This is a genomic window from Nocardia rosealba, from assembly GCF_020216065.1.
Classification (GTDB): Bacteria; Actinomycetota; Actinomycetes; order Mycobacteriales; family Mycobacteriaceae; genus Nocardia; species Nocardia rosealba.
The window spans coordinates 515,125-531,936 of record NZ_JAIWNA010000003.1; the positions used below are offsets into that span (position 1 = coordinate 515,125).

Annotated in this window: 11 protein-coding genes; 3 read left to right on the plus strand and 8 right to left on the minus strand. The window is 68.9% G+C overall.

Annotated features, from left to right (window positions below):
• Positions 1-124: 124 nt before the first annotated feature.
• Genes LDL21_RS15885 through LDL21_RS15895 form a run of 3 tightly spaced genes read left to right on the plus strand, consistent with a single transcriptional unit; the run spans position 125 to position 2,597 of the window.
• Positions 125-1,732, plus strand: a complete 1,608-nt coding sequence (locus tag LDL21_RS15885; RefSeq protein ID WP_372462186.1) for an MFS transporter — start codon at positions 125-127, stop codon at positions 1,730-1,732.
• Positions 1,733-1,766: 34 nt separating this feature from the next.
• Positions 1,767-2,000, plus strand: a complete 234-nt coding sequence (gene secG / locus LDL21_RS15890; protein WP_067493884.1) for a preprotein translocase subunit SecG — start codon at positions 1,767-1,769, stop codon at positions 1,998-2,000.
• Positions 2,001-2,036: 36 nt separating this feature from the next.
• Positions 2,037-2,597 carry a hypothetical protein gene (locus tag LDL21_RS15895; protein ID WP_225280680.1) on the plus strand — a complete coding sequence of 187 codons (561 nt, stop codon included), beginning with the start codon at positions 2,037-2,039 and terminating at the stop codon, positions 2,595-2,597.
• Here the strand turns inward: LDL21_RS15895 and LDL21_RS15900 are convergent, their stop codons facing one another.
• The 8 genes from LDL21_RS15900 to tkt all read right to left on the minus strand — a co-directional run bounded on the left by LDL21_RS15900 (position 2,598) and on the right by tkt (position 16,530).
• Entirely contained in the window at positions 2,598-6,674 is a 4,077-nt protein-coding gene (locus LDL21_RS15900; protein WP_225280681.1) for a non-ribosomal peptide synthetase, read from the minus strand.
• Positions 6,675-6,818: 144 nt separating this feature from the next.
• Complete coding sequence (locus LDL21_RS15905; protein WP_225280682.1) at positions 6,819-7,295, minus strand: hypothetical protein; 477 nt, start codon at positions 7,293-7,295, stop codon at positions 6,819-6,821.
• 119 nt (positions 7,296-7,414) lie between these two features.
• Entirely contained in the window at positions 7,415-9,610 is a 2,196-nt protein-coding gene (locus LDL21_RS15910; RefSeq protein ID WP_372462193.1) for a thiamine pyrophosphate-dependent enzyme, read from the minus strand.
• A gap of 369 nt (positions 9,611-9,979) precedes the next feature.
• Positions 9,980-10,777, minus strand: a complete 798-nt coding sequence (gene pgl / locus LDL21_RS15915) for a 6-phosphogluconolactonase (protein ID WP_084456401.1) — start codon at positions 10,775-10,777, stop codon at positions 9,980-9,982.
• On the minus strand, positions 10,770-11,678 hold the full coding sequence (gene opcA / locus LDL21_RS15920) for a glucose-6-phosphate dehydrogenase assembly protein OpcA (RefSeq protein ID WP_067636576.1): 909 nt from the start codon (positions 11,676-11,678) through the stop codon (positions 10,770-10,772). The genes pgl and opcA overlap by 8 nt, the downstream gene beginning before the upstream one ends.
• Positions 11,675-13,243: a glucose-6-phosphate dehydrogenase gene (gene zwf, locus LDL21_RS15925; RefSeq protein WP_181698048.1), complete on the minus strand. Its 1,569-nt coding sequence runs from the start codon at positions 13,241-13,243 to the stop codon at positions 11,675-11,677. Before zwf ends, opcA begins: the two co-directional genes overlap by 4 nt.
• A 4-nt stretch (positions 13,244-13,247) precedes the next feature.
• A complete protein-coding gene (gene tal, locus LDL21_RS15930) occupies positions 13,248-14,384 on the minus strand; it encodes a transaldolase (RefSeq protein ID WP_067493676.1) in 1,137 nt (378 codons plus the stop codon).
• Between the two features lie 4 nt (positions 14,385-14,388).
• Positions 14,389-16,530, minus strand: a complete 2,142-nt coding sequence (gene tkt, locus LDL21_RS15935; RefSeq protein ID WP_225280684.1) for a transketolase — start codon at positions 16,528-16,530, stop codon at positions 14,389-14,391.
• Positions 16,531-16,812 lie beyond the last annotated feature (282 nt).

Genomic DNA, 16,812 nt, shown 5'->3' on the forward strand with positions numbered 1-16,812 from the left:
CGGCCCATCGTACGTCCGCCCGGCGACAGCCGATCAAGATCACCACGCGCTGGTGGCGTTGGGCTCTCGGCCGATGCCGCCACCACAGCGTGGTGAGCGTGCGTCCAGGTGGGGGGCCGGGGATATGCTCGGGAATGTGACGGGTGTGGCGGGTGAGCGGGTGTCGACCTGGGCTCCGCTGCGGTCGCCGGTGTTCCGGGCGTTGTGGATCGCGCAGCTCGTGTCGAATCTGGGCACCTGGATGCAGACCGTCGGCGCACAGTGGATTCTCGTCGACCAACCCAATGCCGCAGTGCTCGTCTCGTTCGTGCAGACCGCGATCACGCTGCCGGTGATGTTGCTGTCCATTCCGTCCGGGGTGCTGGCGGATCTGATCGATCGGCGGCGGTTGCTGCTCGGCGCGCAGGCAGGCATGGCGGTGGCCTCGCTGACGTTGACCGTCTTCACCGCGACCGGCCACACCACGCCCGCGGTGCTGCTCACGCTGTTGTTCCTGCTCGGCTGCGGTCAGGCGCTCACCGCACCCGCGTGGCAGGCGATCCAGCCCGAGCTCGTGCCGCGCGACCAGATCACCTCGGTGGCGGCGCTGGGCAGTATGAGCGTGAACATCGGTCGCGCGGTCGGACCCGCCGTGGCGGGTGTGCTGGTTTCGGTGGCCGGGCCGACGGTGGTGTTCGGGTTCAACACGCTCTCGTTCGTCGGCATCGTCGCGGTGTTGCTGGCGTCGAAATGGCCGGTCCGGGTGCGCTCGCTGCCGAGCGAACGTCCGCTGGCCGCATTGCAGGCGGGCACCCGGTTCATCCGGGCCGCGCCCGCCATCCGGCGGGTGTTGTTCCGCTCCATTCTGTTCATCGCGCCCGCGAGTGCGGTGTGGTCTCTGCTTCCGGTGATCGCGCACGACCGGCTCGGGCTGGCCTCCGACGGGTACGGTCTGCTGCTCGGCGCGCTCGGGCTCGGTGCGGTGTGCGGTGCACTCGGGTTGTCGCGGTTGCGGGTGCTGTTCACGCCGACTCAGCGGTTGGCGCTGGCCGCCGTGCTGTTCGGGATCGGTGCGGTGGCGACCGCGCTGGTGCACAGTGTCGTGCTGGTGCTCGTGCTGCTCGTCGGCGCCGGGCTGGCCTGGCTGCTCGCCATGTCGACACTGAACTCGACCATGCAGTTGCTGCTGCCCGCCTGGGTGCGTGCCCGCGGGCTGTCGGTGTACATGCTGGTGTTCATGGGTGGGCAGGCCATCGGCTCGCTGCTGTGGGGTCTGGTCGCCGGGGCCTACGGCGCCGTCACCGCATTGCTGATCGCGGCGGTGCTGCTCGGGGCGTGCGCGGTGAGCACGGTGTGGTGGCCGATCCGGCACAACGTCGAGGAGATCGACCTCTCACCGGCCGCGTACTGGCCCGAACCGCAACTCGTCGTCGAACCCGACCCCACCGACGGGCCCGTGCTCGTGCTGCGCGGTTACGACGTGCCGCCGGAGGACGTACCGGCCTTCACCGACGCGATGGCCCTGGTCGGACGGTCGCGACAGCGCACGGGGGCGATGGAGTGGCGGCTGTATCGCGACGTCGGGACCGTCGACCGGTTCGTCGAGGCGTTCGTCGTGCGCTCGTGGGCCGAGCATATGCATCAGCATCAGGTGCGGCTCACCGCGCGTGATCGCGAGATCGAACAGGCCGTGGCGCACTACGCCGCGGGCCCCGAGACCGTCTCGCATCTGGTCGCTGTCGAGCCTGGTTAGACCGGGCGCCCGCCCAGCACCTAGGATGGTCGCCATGTCGCTGTTCCTCGATATCCTCCTTGTGATCACCAGCGTGCTGTTGGTGCTGCTGGTGCTGCTGCACCGCGCCAAGGGCGGCGGCCTGTCCAGCCTCTTCGGTGGCGGCGTGCAGTCGAGCCTGTCGGGTTCCACCGTCGTCGAGAAGAACCTCGACCGTGTCACCATCTTCGTCGGCATCGTCTGGCTGATCGCCATTCTCGGTATCGGCCTGGAGATCAAGTTCTCCTGATTCCGCAGGGGTGATCCGCCACGTACGGTGACGGTCATGAACTCTGGGGGAGTCGTGCGATCCCGTCGGCCGGTGCCGACCTGGTGGACCGTCGTCATGCGCTGCATCGCGGTCGCGACCGCACTGTGCTGTGGGGTCGTGTTCTGGCAGGAAATGGTCGATGGGCCGATCGAACGCCTGCTGGTCGCCTTCGTGGTGCTCGTTGCAGTCGGTGTGCTGTGGTTCGCGTTCGGGATCGTCGGGTTGGTGGCTTTTCGTGGGACCTGGCTGACCGTGGTCGCACCGGTGATCGTTGTGCTCACCGCGGTGCTCGGCGGAACAGGTGCCACGCAGCGATTCGGTTGGTCCCTGTCCAAAGCGGACTTCGAACGCGCCGCGCAGGCGTGTGAGTCGTCCACCGACGACCAGCGCATCGGCGTGTTCACCGTGACGAAGGTTTACCGGGAAGACGGCGGATGCCTCTTCCGCACCCCCGGCGAGCTCATCGGCAGGGTCGGCTTCGCCTATCTGCCCGGCGGCGCACCCGAGCCGACCGGTGAGTACGACGAGACCTACCGACCGTATGACGGTGTGTGGTACCGGTTTTCGGGGTGGTGATCACCACGGCTCGTCGGCTGCGGTAGTCGCGAGTGCCGGTTCGGAAGGTTCTTCCACCCGGTCGAGGTGACGAGCGAGCAGCGGGCCGATGTGGGCCAAGACCGAAGTGTTGGTGAGCTGGGCGTGGGTGGCCTCGACCGGATGCTCGACCACCTTGCCCGTGACGAACGGCTGCCACATGTCGGCGTCGAACATCGCGGTCACGCCGCGCGTCGCCGAGAAATACAGCAGGCCACCGTCGAAGCGCGCGGGGCGGTAGGTGTGCGACAACCGCACACCCGCGAGATAACCCCGGTGCAGGCGTTCGAGCTGGCTGGCCGAAAGTCCGGTGCCGAAGGAGGTTTTCGTGCTCGCGAGGATCGCGGCCGCTTCGGTGGCGGTGACCTCGGGGGCAGCGTCGGCGTCGTCGGGTTCGTCGCCGAGCAGGTGGGTCAGCAGGTCGCGCATGCGCGGCGTGGGTGGTTCCTCCGGGGTGTAGACGACGCTGTCGAGCATGGTCAGCACGCCGACCCGGGCGCCGGTGTCGCGCAGGCGGACGGCGAGGGCGTGGGCGATCTGGCCGCCCAGCGACCAGCCGAGCAGGTGGTACGGGCCGTCGGGTCGGAGTTCGAGGATGGCGGCGAGGTAGTGCTCGACCAGGTCGTCGATGGTCGGGGTGCCGGTGAGTTCGGTGGCCTGCAGGCCGTAGACGGGGCGGTCGGGCAGATACCCGGCCAGGCCCGCGTAGCACCACGCCAGCGGCACCGCGGAGTGCACGCAGAACAGGGGTGGGCGAGAACCCCTGCGGCGCAGGACGAGAACGGTGCCGAGGGCGTCGTCGTCGCCGCTGTGACCGTCGAAGGTGGCGATGCGTTCGGCCAGCGCCTGCACGGTCGGGCTGGTGTAGAGCCAGCGCACGGTGACGGGGACGCCGGTCGCGGCGGCGATGTCGGACGAAACCAGCACGCCGAGAAGAGAATTGCCGCCGAGTTCGAAGAAGTCGTCGTCGAGGCCGACGGGGGTGCCGAGCGTTGCGGCGATGCGGTCGGCGATCAGGCGTTGGAGCTCGGTGGCCGGTGGACGGGTGGGGTTCGTGGTGATCGTCGGTGCGGGGAGGGCGGAGCGCACGACTTTCCCGTTGCCGCCCAGGGGAAGTCGCTCGAGTTCGATCAGGGTGGTCGGGACGATGGCTTGCGGCAGTGCGGCACGCAATCGGGCCAGGACGGCGGCGGTGTCGACGTGCCTTCCCGGTACTGGAACCACGTAGCCGATCAGGCGCGCGCCCGGTGTGCCCGCATCGGCGACGGTGACCACGGCGTAGGCGATCTCGGGTTCGGTGAGCAGCGTCGCCTCGATCTCCGCGGGTTCGATACGCCGGCCGTGGACCTCGAGCTGGGCGTCGAGCCTGCCGAAGAATTCGAACTCTCCGTCGGGTCGCGCACTGACCAGATCGCCGGTGCGGTACAGGCGGGAGCCGTCACCGAACGGGTCGGCGACGAAACGTGACGCGGTGGCGGCCGGGTCGTTCAGATAGCCGTCGGCGACACACGCGCCGCCCACATACAGCTCACCCCGCGCAGTGACCGGCGCCTGCCGCAGGCGCGTATCGAGGACCCACGCGGACACGCCCGGGAGGGGATGACCCACCGTCACCGCGCCGTCGGGGCGCATGGCATCCGTCTCGGTCACCATGATGGTGGTCTCGGTCGGCCCGTACCCGTTGAACAACCGCACCCGCGTTGCCCACTCGGCCATCAGCGCCGCCGGGCACGCCTCGCCACCGATCGCGACGACCTCGACGGTCGGGAGTTGCTCGGGTGACAGCGTGGCGAGCACGGCGGGCGCTGTCTGGAAGACGGTGCAGCCGGTAGCGCGGATCAGCTCGGCCATTTCCTGACCGGCCACGACCGTCGGCGGGGCGACAACCACCCGGGCACCTGCCGCGAAACCGGCGAGCAGCTCGAGCAGGTGCGCGTCGTAGGTGGCGCTGTGGGAGTGTAGAAGGACCGAATCACGTTCCAGCGCATACTGTTTCAGCAGGTAGTCGGTGAGATCACCCAGTGCGTGGTGAGCGACGACGACACCTTTGGGTGTGCCGGTGGTGCCCGAGGTGTGGATCACGTAGGCCGGATCACCCGGCAGCAGCGGCCGAGGACGATCGTGGTCACCGACCGGGGTACCCGGGTAGCGGTTCGCCTCGGCCGGGTCGTCGATGGCGAGCCAGGTGATCGCGTCGCAGCCGACGCTCACCCACGAAACCGTCACCCCGAGCCGTGCCCCACAGCGCGCGATGATGGTGGACAACCGGTTCGCGGGTTCGTCCGGATCGACGGGGACGAAGCAGGCCCCGGTCTTCGCCACCGCCCACAACGCCACCACCGATTCCAGCGAACGCGGAATCGCGACGACGACGAATGCCCCGGGCCCGGCGCCGCGTACGAGGAGTGCCCGGGCCCACCGCGACGAGATCTCGTCCAGCTCGGAGTAGGTGAGCGTACGATCCCGATCTTGCAGTGCGACTGCGGAATACGCGGATTCACAGGTAGCGTTGTTGCCCGCCGTCGGCGGGGCGTAGCGGGTTGACTGTGTCGGTGGCCAGGTGTCCGTCTGCGGTGCCGGTCGCAGTGTGTCGGCTCGGTGTGGTGTCGAGAGAGCTGAGCGCAGGAGTTCGGGCAGGGTTCGTGATGCTGTGTTCGGGCGTACCGCATTGGGGGACAACCAGTTCGGTGACCGCATGGAAGCGGCGGTCGGGGCGTGCATGGTGATGGAGTCGTGGGGGTGGGCGGTGAGGAAGTGGGTGAAGTAGGTGAGGAACGTGCCGTGGTGGGTGAGGACGGCGTCGTGGGAGTAGCGGGCGGGGTTGGCCTGGAAGTCGATGGAGACCTCGTCCGGGCCGATCTGGTAGCCGTTGACATGCAGATCCGTGACCGGACCCAGGGCGAGCAAACGCACCTGACCCGACAGCGGGCCCAGGTGTAAGGGCTCGGTGAAGGCGAGGGTGTTGACCACCGGACCGAACCCCTCCCGCAGGGTGGGGTGGTCGCCGCGGATGTCCTCGTGCCGGTGCCGTTGATGACGCAACGCCCCGATCACCGCCGCCCGCACCTGCGCGATGACAGCGCCGACGGTGATGTCGTCCAATCCGGACAGCCGCAGCGGAACCACATTCGACATCGAACCCGCCGAACGGCGCAGCACGGCGGTCGGTCGCGCGGTGACCGGGATGGTCAGGGTCACCTCCGCGCTCCCGGTCATCCGCGCCAGATAGCCGGCGAAAGCGGCGATGACCAGCTCCGGGAACGTCGCACCGTGCCGGGCCTTGGCGTCCGCGAGCTGCCGCACGGTTCCGGCATCGAGGGTGGTGTTCACCTGATGCGGGCGGGGCGCGGGTGCCGCCGCCCGGCGTGTCAAGCTCACCGGCTCACCGACCCGGGTCAACTGCTGACGCCAGTAGCTGCGGTCGGCTTCGGCGCGGGAGGATGCTTTGTAGGCGCGGTCCTCTTCCAGCAATTGCGCGACTGTCAACGGTCTTTGGTCCGACTTGGCTGCCCTGCTCGGCTGTGGGGCGGCGTGCTGCGATTCGTCGAGGACGCTCGTCTCTCGGAGGGCGGTGCGGTAGAGGTCGCCCGTTCGGGCGAGGAGGGCGGCGGCGCCCATACCGTCGAGGACGATGTGGTGGCTGCGCAGGTACAGCAGGTGGCGGGTGGGGGTGATGATGAAGATCGAGGCGACGGTCAGATCGGGGGCGAGCGGGTCGAGAGGGGCGCTGTGGTCGCGTTCCATGTGGTCGAGAGCCACCGCGACGGCGTCGGGGGCGGTGGACAGGTCGACGATGTCGAAGGCCAGCGGAGTCGCGGAGTCGACGAATTGGTGCGGGATGCCGTCCACGAGAGTGAGCCGCACATGGGGAGATTCGAATTCGGCGGCGGCCCGCCGGGTGCAGCGGACGAGCAGGTCGAGGTCGGCCGCGCCGGTCAGATCCAGGTACATCGCGACCGTGGCGGGGACCTCGGGGTGCAACTGCTGGGCCAGCCACCAGCTCCATTGCGCTTGGGACAGTGGGCAGGTGACCCCGACATCCGACCGCACCGTGAACACGCCTCCATGGGTTGACACCGCACCGCTGAAATGTTCCCGGCAAACCTACGGCACATGGCGTGCCCGCGGCCCGTTTTCGGCGGCGGGTGTGTCCCCGGAGGGCAGCCGAGGCGGCGGACGCGCGCCCCGGCAAGAGGGGTCGGGTCAGCTGATGTCGATCGTTCCGTCGAACATCAGCGGCGTCGCGCCGGGCAGACAGTCGGTGAACGAGCTGGTCGGCATCGGTACGCCGTAGCCGATCATGTTGGAGGCACCGTTCTCGCCCTTGGCCACCGTGATCTGGATGGCCATCGAATCCGGTGCGAACAGCATCACCGGTTCGGCGGTGGTGATCGGATACACCAGCGACACCTTGTTGCCCTGAACCCGCAGGCACGTCACCGGCCCGGTGACCTTCACCGGCAACGGCATGTTCCCGAACTGCCCGGTGGCGACGTAGGTACCCGTGGCGGGCCCGTCGCCCTGTCCTTGCGCGTCGACGTGCAGGATGTTCAACCCGAGTACCTGCATACTGCCGTCGATCGACACCGTCGCCGGTGCCGCCGCGGCCTGCCCCGCACCCGCGGCGACCGCCGCTGCCGCCACCGTCGCGATGCCGAAACGTGTAAGCCCTGTCCTCATGACGAAATCCTCCGAGTAGGCGAGTGTGTGCGGCGTGTACCCGGCGCGCGGTCACCAAACCGCGCCGATCGCGTACTTGTCGACAGGATTCGGCGAATTCCTCGCAAAGGGGACCAAATTCAGTGCAGGAGGGCCAGCGCCGCCTTTTCGATGTCCGTTTCGCTCAGCAGCACGGTGTCCGCGGCGGGGCCGAGCGGCACGAAACTGTCGAGGCTCGTGACGCGGGCGAGGGTGCCGCGGTAGCCGGCGTCGAGGAGCGCGGCGTAGACCGATTCGGACACGCCGCCGCTGTGGCGGGTCTCGTCGGCCACCAGCACCCGGCCCGTCGCGACGGCCTGCTCGAGCAGGTCCGTGATCGGCAACGGATTCAGCCACCGCAGATCGAGGACGCGGGCGCGCACCCCCCGGTCCGCGAGTCGATCGGCGGTGCGCAAACTCATCGGGACACCGTTGCCGAAGGTGACGATGGTGAGATCGGTGCCGTCGCCGTAGACGCGGGCGCTCCCGATCGGGACGTGTTCGGTGGTGGGCGAGGCGAGCCATCCGTCGTCGCCGGGATGCAGGTCGCGGGTGTGATACAGGGCGATCGGTTCGACGAACACGCAGACCCGGCCGTCCACCCGCGCCGCCGAGACGCACGTCCGCAACAGTGCGGCAGCATCGTCGGCGCGGGCGGGGACGGCCACCACCACACCGGGGATGTCCCGAAGCGCCGCAAGGGAATTGTCGTTGTGGAAGTGCCCGCCGAAACCCTTCTGGTAGGCCAAACCCGCGATGCGGACCGCCATCGGATTGCGGTACCGCCCGGCCGAGAAGAACTGCAGCGTCGCCGCTTCGCCCCGGATCTGATCGGCCGCATTGTGCACATACGCCAGGTACTGGATCTCCGGAATCGGCACGAACCCGGCCAGCGCCGTACCGAGCGCGGTGCCGAGTACGGCCTGCTCGTCGAGCAAGGTGTCGAACACCCGCCGTGCCCCGAATCGCTTCCGCAGACCCTTCGTCACCCCGTACACCCCGCCCTTGCGGCCCACGTCTTCACCGAAGACCAGCACGTCGGGGTCGCGGGCGAGGAGTTCACCGAGGGTGTGGTTGATCGCCTGGGCGAGGGTCATCCTGGGGCTGATGGTGGGTGTGAGTGTGGTCCGGGGCGTCGTCGTGGTGCCGATGGCGGGCTTCGGCGTACGGAGAACGTCCGCGCGGACGGCCGGCGGGTGGGACGGGGCGAGGGGAGCGATCACGGCCGACGCGGAATCCAGCCTCGCCTCGCGCACCACCTCGTCGCTGACCGCGCGCACCCGGTCGGCGATGCGGTCGTAGCGGGCGAGCAGGTCGGATGTGTCGGTGACGCCGGTGGCGAGCAGGTAGCGGGCGGTGCCGAGGAGGGGGTCGCGGGCCAGGTCGGCGGCGATATCGGCCGGGCCACGGTAGCCCGCCTCCACATCCGAACCCGCGTGGCCGCCGAGCCGGACCGTGCGCATGTGCAGGAAGACCGGCACCCGCCAGGTGCGGGCCAGATGCACCGCGTCCTCGGCGGCACCGAGCACATCGGGCAGGTCGCATCCGTCGGCGGCGAGATAGGTCAGGCCGGGGCGTGGACCGTAGGCGCGCTCGATCCAGTCGGCCGGTGTCGGCACGCTGATCCCGAGCCCGTTGTCCTCGCAGACGAACACGATGGGCATCGGCACACCCTGGTGGGAGGCGTGCACGGCGGCATTGATCGCACCGGTCGCGGTGGAGTGGTTGGCCGAGGCGTCACCGAAACTGCACACCACCACGGCATCTCGGGGCCACCGGCACGAAATCCCTTGGCGGGCAGCTCTTTCTATCGCGAACGCGAGGCCGACGGCGCGGGGTAGGTGCGAGGCGATGGTCGAGGTCTGGGGAATGATCGACGCCGCAGCGCTACCGAACACCTTGTGCCGTCCACCGGAGATCGGATCGCTCGCCGCCGCGACCACCCCGAGCAGCACATCCCGGATCGGATCCAGGCCGGACACCCGTTTGCACCGCTGCACGAAGAACGCCCCGGACCGATAGTGCAGCAAAGCCGGATCATCCACCCGCAAGGCCGCCGCCACTGCCGCATTCCCCTCGTGCCCCGACGACCCGATGCTGTAGAACCCCTGCCTGGCAACCCCCAGCCGCCGCGCCGCCAGGTCGAGATGCCTACTCGCCACCTGCGATTCGAACAACTCCAACCCGAACGCCGCATCGATCCCCGCCCCGGCATCGACCGCCCCCGCCCCGAGCCCCACCACGGCCGTCCGGAACGCTGCATCCAGATCAACCGACCCTCTACCCACCTCGCCCATTGCCCACTCCTCGCCCGCAGCCGAGCCGACGCCGATCGCCATGCCGAGAGCCCCGATGCTAACGCCGCGACCCCTTCTCCACGGCTGACTCGGCCACTAGAGGAAAGCCCGGACAGATTCTGTTCCACCTCGTCCGGCACTAGGCGCGCCGGTCCGTTTCGGCGGACATCGGGGGTGTGACCAGGGACGAATCGTGCGGGTATGTGAGGCGGTCCATGCGCTCGGGCAGCGGGAAATCCGGACAACGGTCACTGCGATCGCGGACGAGATCGGGATCGGGATCGACCAGAGTGGCGTTGGACGTCTGAGCGGTCGGACAAAGCTGACGGTGCCGATCATGTCGAACCGGTCGGCACCGTCAGTCGCGCGTCACTCTTCTTCGTCGTCTATGTCGACCAGCAGGTCCGTCGCGGCGGCTTCGTCGATGACCCAGGTGGTGGATTCGATGCCGACCGCGCCTGCGGAGGGGACGTCGTCGGGGGAGGCGCCGTTGACGGCGGCGGCTACCGCGGCGGCCTTGCCTTCACCGCTGACCACCAGCATCACGTGGCGGGAGCGGTGCACGGCGGGCAGGGTGAGGGAGACGCGGGTGGGTGGCGGCTTGGGGCAATCGTGGACCGCGACAACGTAATCCGTCTGCTCGCGGACGGCGGGGGAGTGCGGGAAGATCGAGTCGATATGTCCTTCGGGGCCCATGCCGAGCACCGTCAGGTCGATGTCGCCGCGCTCGTCGAGCTCGGTGTGCAGCAGCTGGGCGTACGCGGCCGCGGCTTCCTCGGGCGAACCGTACGGGCCGTCGGAGGCGGCGATCGGGAACACCTTCGCGGGATCGAGCGGGACGAAGTCGAGCAGCGCCTCGCGCGCCTGCAGCTCGTTGCGGTCCGGGTCGCCCGAGGGAACGAAACGCTCGTCGCCCCAGTAGACGTACAGGTTCGACCAGTCGATGTCGCCGGGCGCTTGGCGCACCTTCTCGAGCAGGCGGATGCCGTCGCTGCCACCGGTGAGCGACACCGAGGCGTTGCCGCGCTCGGCCTGGGCCGCGACGATCACGGCGACGAAACGTTCGGCGGCGGCGTCGGCGAGCAGTTCCTTGTCGTCGTGCACCTCGACGGTGTTGGCGGGGAATTCCTCGCCGAGCTCGTCGTGCAGCTCGATACGGTCACTCATAGGTCACCTTTTCGATTCCGGCGAGCGCCTCGGCGTAGATCTCGTCGGCGTCGAGCCGGCGCAGTTCCTCGGCGAGACAATCGCGAGTTTCCCGGCGCGCCAGCGCGATTCGCTGGTCGGGGGCACCGGTGCGGGTCAGCGTTGCCGTCCTGCCCAATTGCGGTCGAGCGATGGCGATCGAATCGGTGGCCCGGCGGATCTCCACCCGCAGCTCACCGGTCCTGCGGACGACCGGGCAGTCCAGCCGCGCGGCCAACCACCCCGCCAGCGTATCCAGCGCGGGCTCACTGGCCAGCCCGGACACGCTCACCGACAGCACCGGTTCGAACGGCGGCTCGTCCAGCGCGGCCGCGAGCAGCGCCCGCCAGTAGGTGATGCGGCTCCACGACAGGTCGGTGTCGCCGGGCGCGTAGGAGGCACAGCGTTTGCCGAGCGCGGCCTGCGGATCGGGCGCGAACGTGGCGTCGGTGATGCGCCGCTTGGCCAGCTTGCCCACCGAGTCCTGGGAGGGAAAGTCCGGTGCGCCGCGTGGCCACCACGCCACCACCGGGGTGTCGGGCAACAAGAACGGCGTCACCACACTGCTCTCGTGGTTCACCAGCGGGCCCTGCAACCGCAGCACGATCACCTCGGCCGCCCCGGCGTCACCGCCCACGCGGATCTGGGCGTCGAGCCTGGTCTCGGCGTCGCGGTCGCCACGGGCGAGCACGATCACGCGACAGGGGTGTTCGCGGCTGGCGTCGTTGGCGGCGTCGATGGCATCCTCGGCCTCGGACGAATCGAGGGTGCACACGACAAGGGTGAGCACCCGGCCCTGGGTGATGACACCGTTGGACTCGCGCAGCTGCACCATCCGCTTGGCGACCTCGACGGTGTTGGTGTCGGGCATGTCGACGATCACGGGCGCCGCCATTCGCGCCCGCTGCGCGCGAGCATCTCGTCGGCCGAGGTGGGACCCCAGGTGCCTGCCTCGTAGGGTTCGGGTTTGCCCTCGGCGGCCCAGTGCGCGATCACCGGATCGAGGATGCGCCAGGACAATTCGACCTCCGCGTTGACGGGGAACAGGGACGGCACGCCGAGCAGCACGTCCAGGATCAGGCGTTCGTAGGCCTCGGGGGAGGACTCGGTGAACGCCTCGCCGTAGCTGAAGTCCATGTTCACATCGCGCACCTCCATTCCCGAGCCGGGCACCTTGGAACCGAAACGCAGGGTGATGCCCTCGTCCGGCTGCACCCGGATGACCAGAGCGTTCTGGCCGAGCTCCTCGGTCATGGTCTGGTCGAAGGGCAGGTGCGGCGCGCGCTTGAACACCACCGCGATCTCGGTCACCCTGCGGCCCAGGCGTTTTCCGGTGCGCAGGTAGAACGGCACCCCGGCCCAGCGCCGGTTCTCCACGTGCAGGGTGATCGCGGCGTAGGTTTCGGTGCGCGACTGCGGGTCGAACCCCTCCTCCTGATGCAGGCCGACCACGTGTTCGCTGCCCTGCCAGCCCTCGGTGTACTGGCCGCGCGCGGTGGTCTCGTCGAGTGGTTCGACGAGTTTGGTCGCCGAGAGCGCCTTGATCTTCTCGGTGGTGAGCTGCATCGGTTCGAAGGAGGTCGGTTCCTCCATGGCGGTCAGCGCCAGCAGTTGCAGCAGGTGGTTCTGGATGACGTCGCGCGCGGCGCCGATGCCGTCGTAATAGCCCGCGCGCCCGCCCAGTCCGATGTCCTCGGCCATGGTGATCTGCACGCTGTCGACGAAATTGGCGTTCCAGATCGGCTCGTAGAGTTCGTTGGCGAAGCGCAACGCCAGGATGTTCTGCACCGTCTCCTTACCGAGATAGTGGTCGATGCGGAACACCTGCTCCTCCGGGAACACCCGGTTGACCAGGGCGTTGAGTTCCTGGGCGCTGGCCAGGTCGTGCCCGAAGGGCTTCTCGATCACCACCCGCCGCCACGGGGTGTAGCCCTCGGGGCGCGGGGCGGCCTTGGCCAGTTCGTGTTCGGAGAGCTGGTCGAGGACCACCGGGAACATATTCGGTGGAATCGACAGGTAGAAGGCGTAATTGCCGCCGGTGCCACGGGTGGCGTCGAGGTCCTTCAGAGTGGTGGCGAGGGTGGCGAAGGCGGTGTCGTCGTCGAAACTGCCCTGCACGAAACGCAACCCCTCGGCCAGGTGGTCCCAGACCTCCTGGCGGAACGGGGTGCGCGCGTGCTGCTTCACCGCGCTGAGCACCACCGCGGCGAAATCCTCGTCGGCGTAATTGCGCCGGGCGAAACCGACCAGGGCGAAACCAGGGGGCAACAGCCCCTGGTTCGCCAGGTCGTAGATGGCCGGCATCAGCTTCTTACGGGACAGATCCCCGGTGACACCGAAGATCACCATGCAGCAGGGCCCCGCGATGAAAGGCACCCGTTTGTCGCGTTCGTCGCGCAGCGGGTTGTGCCACAGCCCCGCCTTGTCCGTCGTTGCTGTGCCGGCCATCAGTTCAGTTGCCCCCTGCCGCCGCGGTGCGCAGTTCCTCGGTGGTGGCGTCGATCAGCTCACCCCAGGAGGCCTCGAACTTGTCGACACCCTCGCGCTCGAGCACCTCGAACACGTCGGCCAGGTCGATGCCGGCGGCCTCGAGGTCGCTGAACACCTGCGCGGCTTCGACGGCCTTGCCGCTGAGCGTGTCGCCCCGCACCTCGCCGTGGTCGGCGAAGGCCTGCAGCGTCTTCTCCGGCAGCGTGTTGACCGTGTTCGGGCCGACCAGCTCGGTGACGTACAGGGTGTCGGGGTAGTCCGGGTTCTTCACACCGGTGGAGGCCCACAGCGGCCGCTGCCGGTTGGCACCCTGGGAGGCCAGGTGGTTGTAGGTGGAGGTGTGCGCCCCACCGTCGAACACGTCCTGGTACTCGGCGTAGGCCAGCCGGGCGTTGGCCACGCCCGCCTTGCCGCGCAGCGCGAGCGCCTCGGGGGTGCCGATCGCCTCGAGCCGCTTGTCGATCTCGGTGTCCACACGGGAGACGAAGAACGACGCAACCGAGTGGATCTTGGCCAGGTCGTGGCCGGCGACCTTGGCCTGCCGCAGACCGTCGAGGTAGGCGCCCATCACCGCGCGGTAGCGCGGCACCGAGAAGATCAGCGTCACGTTCACGCTGATGCCCTCGGCGATCACCGAGGTGATCGCGGGCAGGCCCGCCTCGGTGGCCGGGATCTTGATGAACAGATTCTTGCGGTCGACGATCTTCCACAGCTCGATCGCCTGGGCGACCGTCTTGTCGGCGTCGAAGGCGAAGCGCGGGTCGACCTCGATCGACACGCGCCCGTCGACACCGCCCGTCGACTCGAACACCGGGGCGAGCACGTCGCAGGCAGCGCGCACGTCGTCGGTGGTGATGGTGCGGATCGCCGCGTCGGCGTCGGCGCCCTGGGCCGCAAGGTCTTTCACCTGCGCGTCGTAGGCGTGACCGACACTGAGCGCGGCCTGGAAGATGGACGGGTTCGTGGTGACGCCGACGACGCCCCTGGTCGCGATCAGGTCGGCGAGGTTGCCGGACTTGATGCGGTCACGGGACAGATCGTCGAGCCACACCGAGACCCCCGCTGCCGCGAGTGCGGCGAGATTCTCGTTCTGTGCCATGGTTTTACCCCTTCACCTTGTCGAGCGTGCGCTGCGCGGCGGCGACGACGGCATCGGCGGTGATACCGAATTCGCTGTAGAGCTTCTTGAAGTTCGCGGACGCGCCGAAGTGCTCGATCGACACGATCTCGCCCGCGTCACCGACGAGCCGGTACCACGGCATCGCGATGCCGGCCTCGACGACGACCCTGGCGCGGACCGCGGGCGGGAACACCTCGTCGCGGTAGGCCTGGTCCTGTGCGTCGAACCATTCCACACACGGCATCGAGACCACGCGGGTCGGAATGCCCTGTGCCTCCAGGGTAGTGCGTGCTTCGACGGCCAGCTGCAGCTCCGAACCGGTGCCGACGAGGATCAGCTCCGGGGTGCCGGTGGACGCCTCGGCCAGCACGTAGCCACCCTTGCGCACGCCCTCGTAGCTGGTGCCCTCGAGGGTCGGCACGTCCTGGCGGGTGAGCGCCAGCGCGGACGGGCCGTCCTGGTGGGGAGCGTCGTAGGTGTGGAAGTGCGAGGCGTGCTCGTCGGAGTCGCGCTCGAGGATGGTGCGCCAGGCGTAGGCGGTCTCGTTGGCGTCGCCGGGGCGGACCACGTTGAGGCCGGGGATGGCGCGCAGCGCGGCCAGGTGCTCGATCGGCTGGTGCGTCGGGCCGTCCTCGCCGAGGCCGATGGAGTCGTGGGTCCACACGTAGATCGCGGGCACCCGCATCAGCGCGGCCAGGCGAACCGCCGGGCGCATGTAGTCGGAGAACACCAGGAAGGTTCCGCCGTAAGGGCGGGTCGGGCCGTGCAGGGCGATGCCGTTGAGGATCGAGCCCATGGCGTGCTCACGGATACCGAAGTGCAGGGTGCGGCCGTAGGGCTGCGCCTTCCACATGCCGGTGGAGATGGCTTCGGGACCGAAGCTGGGCTGGCCGGGCATGGTGGTGTTGTTGGACTCGGCCAGGTCGGCCGAACCGCCCCACAGTTCGGGCAGCACGTCGGCGAGCGAGGCCAGCACCTTGCCGGAGGCCTTGCGGGTGGCCATGCCCTTCGGGTCGGGCTCGAAGGTGGGCAGGTGCTCGGTCCAGCCCTTGGGCAGCGAGCGGGTGAGCAGGCGGTCGAACAGTTCCTTGTTCGACGGGTTCGCCGCGGCCCAGGCGTCGTAGTCGGCCTGCCAGGCCTGCTGGGCCGCCGTGCCGCGCTCGAGCGCCTTGCGAGTGTGCTCGATGACGGCCGGGTCGACGTCGAAGGACTTGTCCGGGTCGAAGCCCAGCGCCTTCTTCACCGCGGCGACCTCGTCGGGGCCGAGCGCCGCGCCGTGCACGCCACCGGTGTTCATCTTGGAGGGGGCCGGGAAGCCGATGATGGTGCGCAGGATGATGATCGACGGCTTGTCGGTCACCGCCTTGGCCGCCTCGATGGCCGCCTCGATCGCCACCACGTCCTCGCCGCCCATGACGGTCTGCACGTGCCAGCCGTAGGCCTCGTAGCGCGCGGCCACGTCCTCGGTGAAGGCGATGTCGGTGTTGTCCTCGATGGAGATCTCGTTGTCGTCGTAGATCAGCACAAGGTTGCCCAGCTGCTGGGTACCCGCGATCGAGGACGCCTCGGCCGTGACACCTTCCTGCATGTCACCGTCGGAGGCGATGACGAAGATGTGGTGATCGAACGGGCTGGCGCCTTCCGGGGCGTCGGGGTCGAACAGACCGCGCTCGCGCCGGGCCGCCATCGCCATGCCGACCGCGGAGGCGAGGCCCTGGCCGAGTGGGCCGGTGGTGATCTCGACACCGTCGGTGTGCCGGAACTCGGGGTGACCCGGGGTCAGCGAGTCCCACTGGCGCAGTTGCTCGAGATCGGACAGCTCGAGGCCGAAACCGGCCAGGTACAGCTGGATGTAGAGGGTGAGGCTGGAATGCCCACACGAGAGCACGAAGCGGTCGCGGCCGGACCAGCTCGGATCGGCCGGGTTGTGGCGCATGACGCGCTGGAAGAGGCTGTAGGCGACGGGGGCGAGGCTCATCGCGGTACCCGGGTGACCGTTGCCCGCCTTCTGCACCGCGTCGGCGGCGAGAACACGGGCGGTATCGACGGCCTTGGTGTCCAGGTCCGTCCAGTCGCTGGGATAGTTCCGCTGAGTGAGGGCGCGAATGTCGTCTGTGACTGACACGACCGTGGTTCTCCTGACCTAGGTTTCGTCGACGGCGAGTAGATGGCAGCGGCGATGGTGTCGTACTGGACCGCACGCGGCCGGGGGTGCGTACCGATGTACAGGAATACCCTAGAGGTGCTGTTCCACCTGATCGGCGCGAACCCTGAGTGTGAGTCTAGTTGCCTGTCCCACGATCACGCTGGGGGTCGTCGCCGGGAATCGGCGCGGCGCGCGGCACGTCGTTCACCTGCGCGTCGGGACCGGTTCACCGCCGGACGGGCGGCGCGACCCGGGTGACGG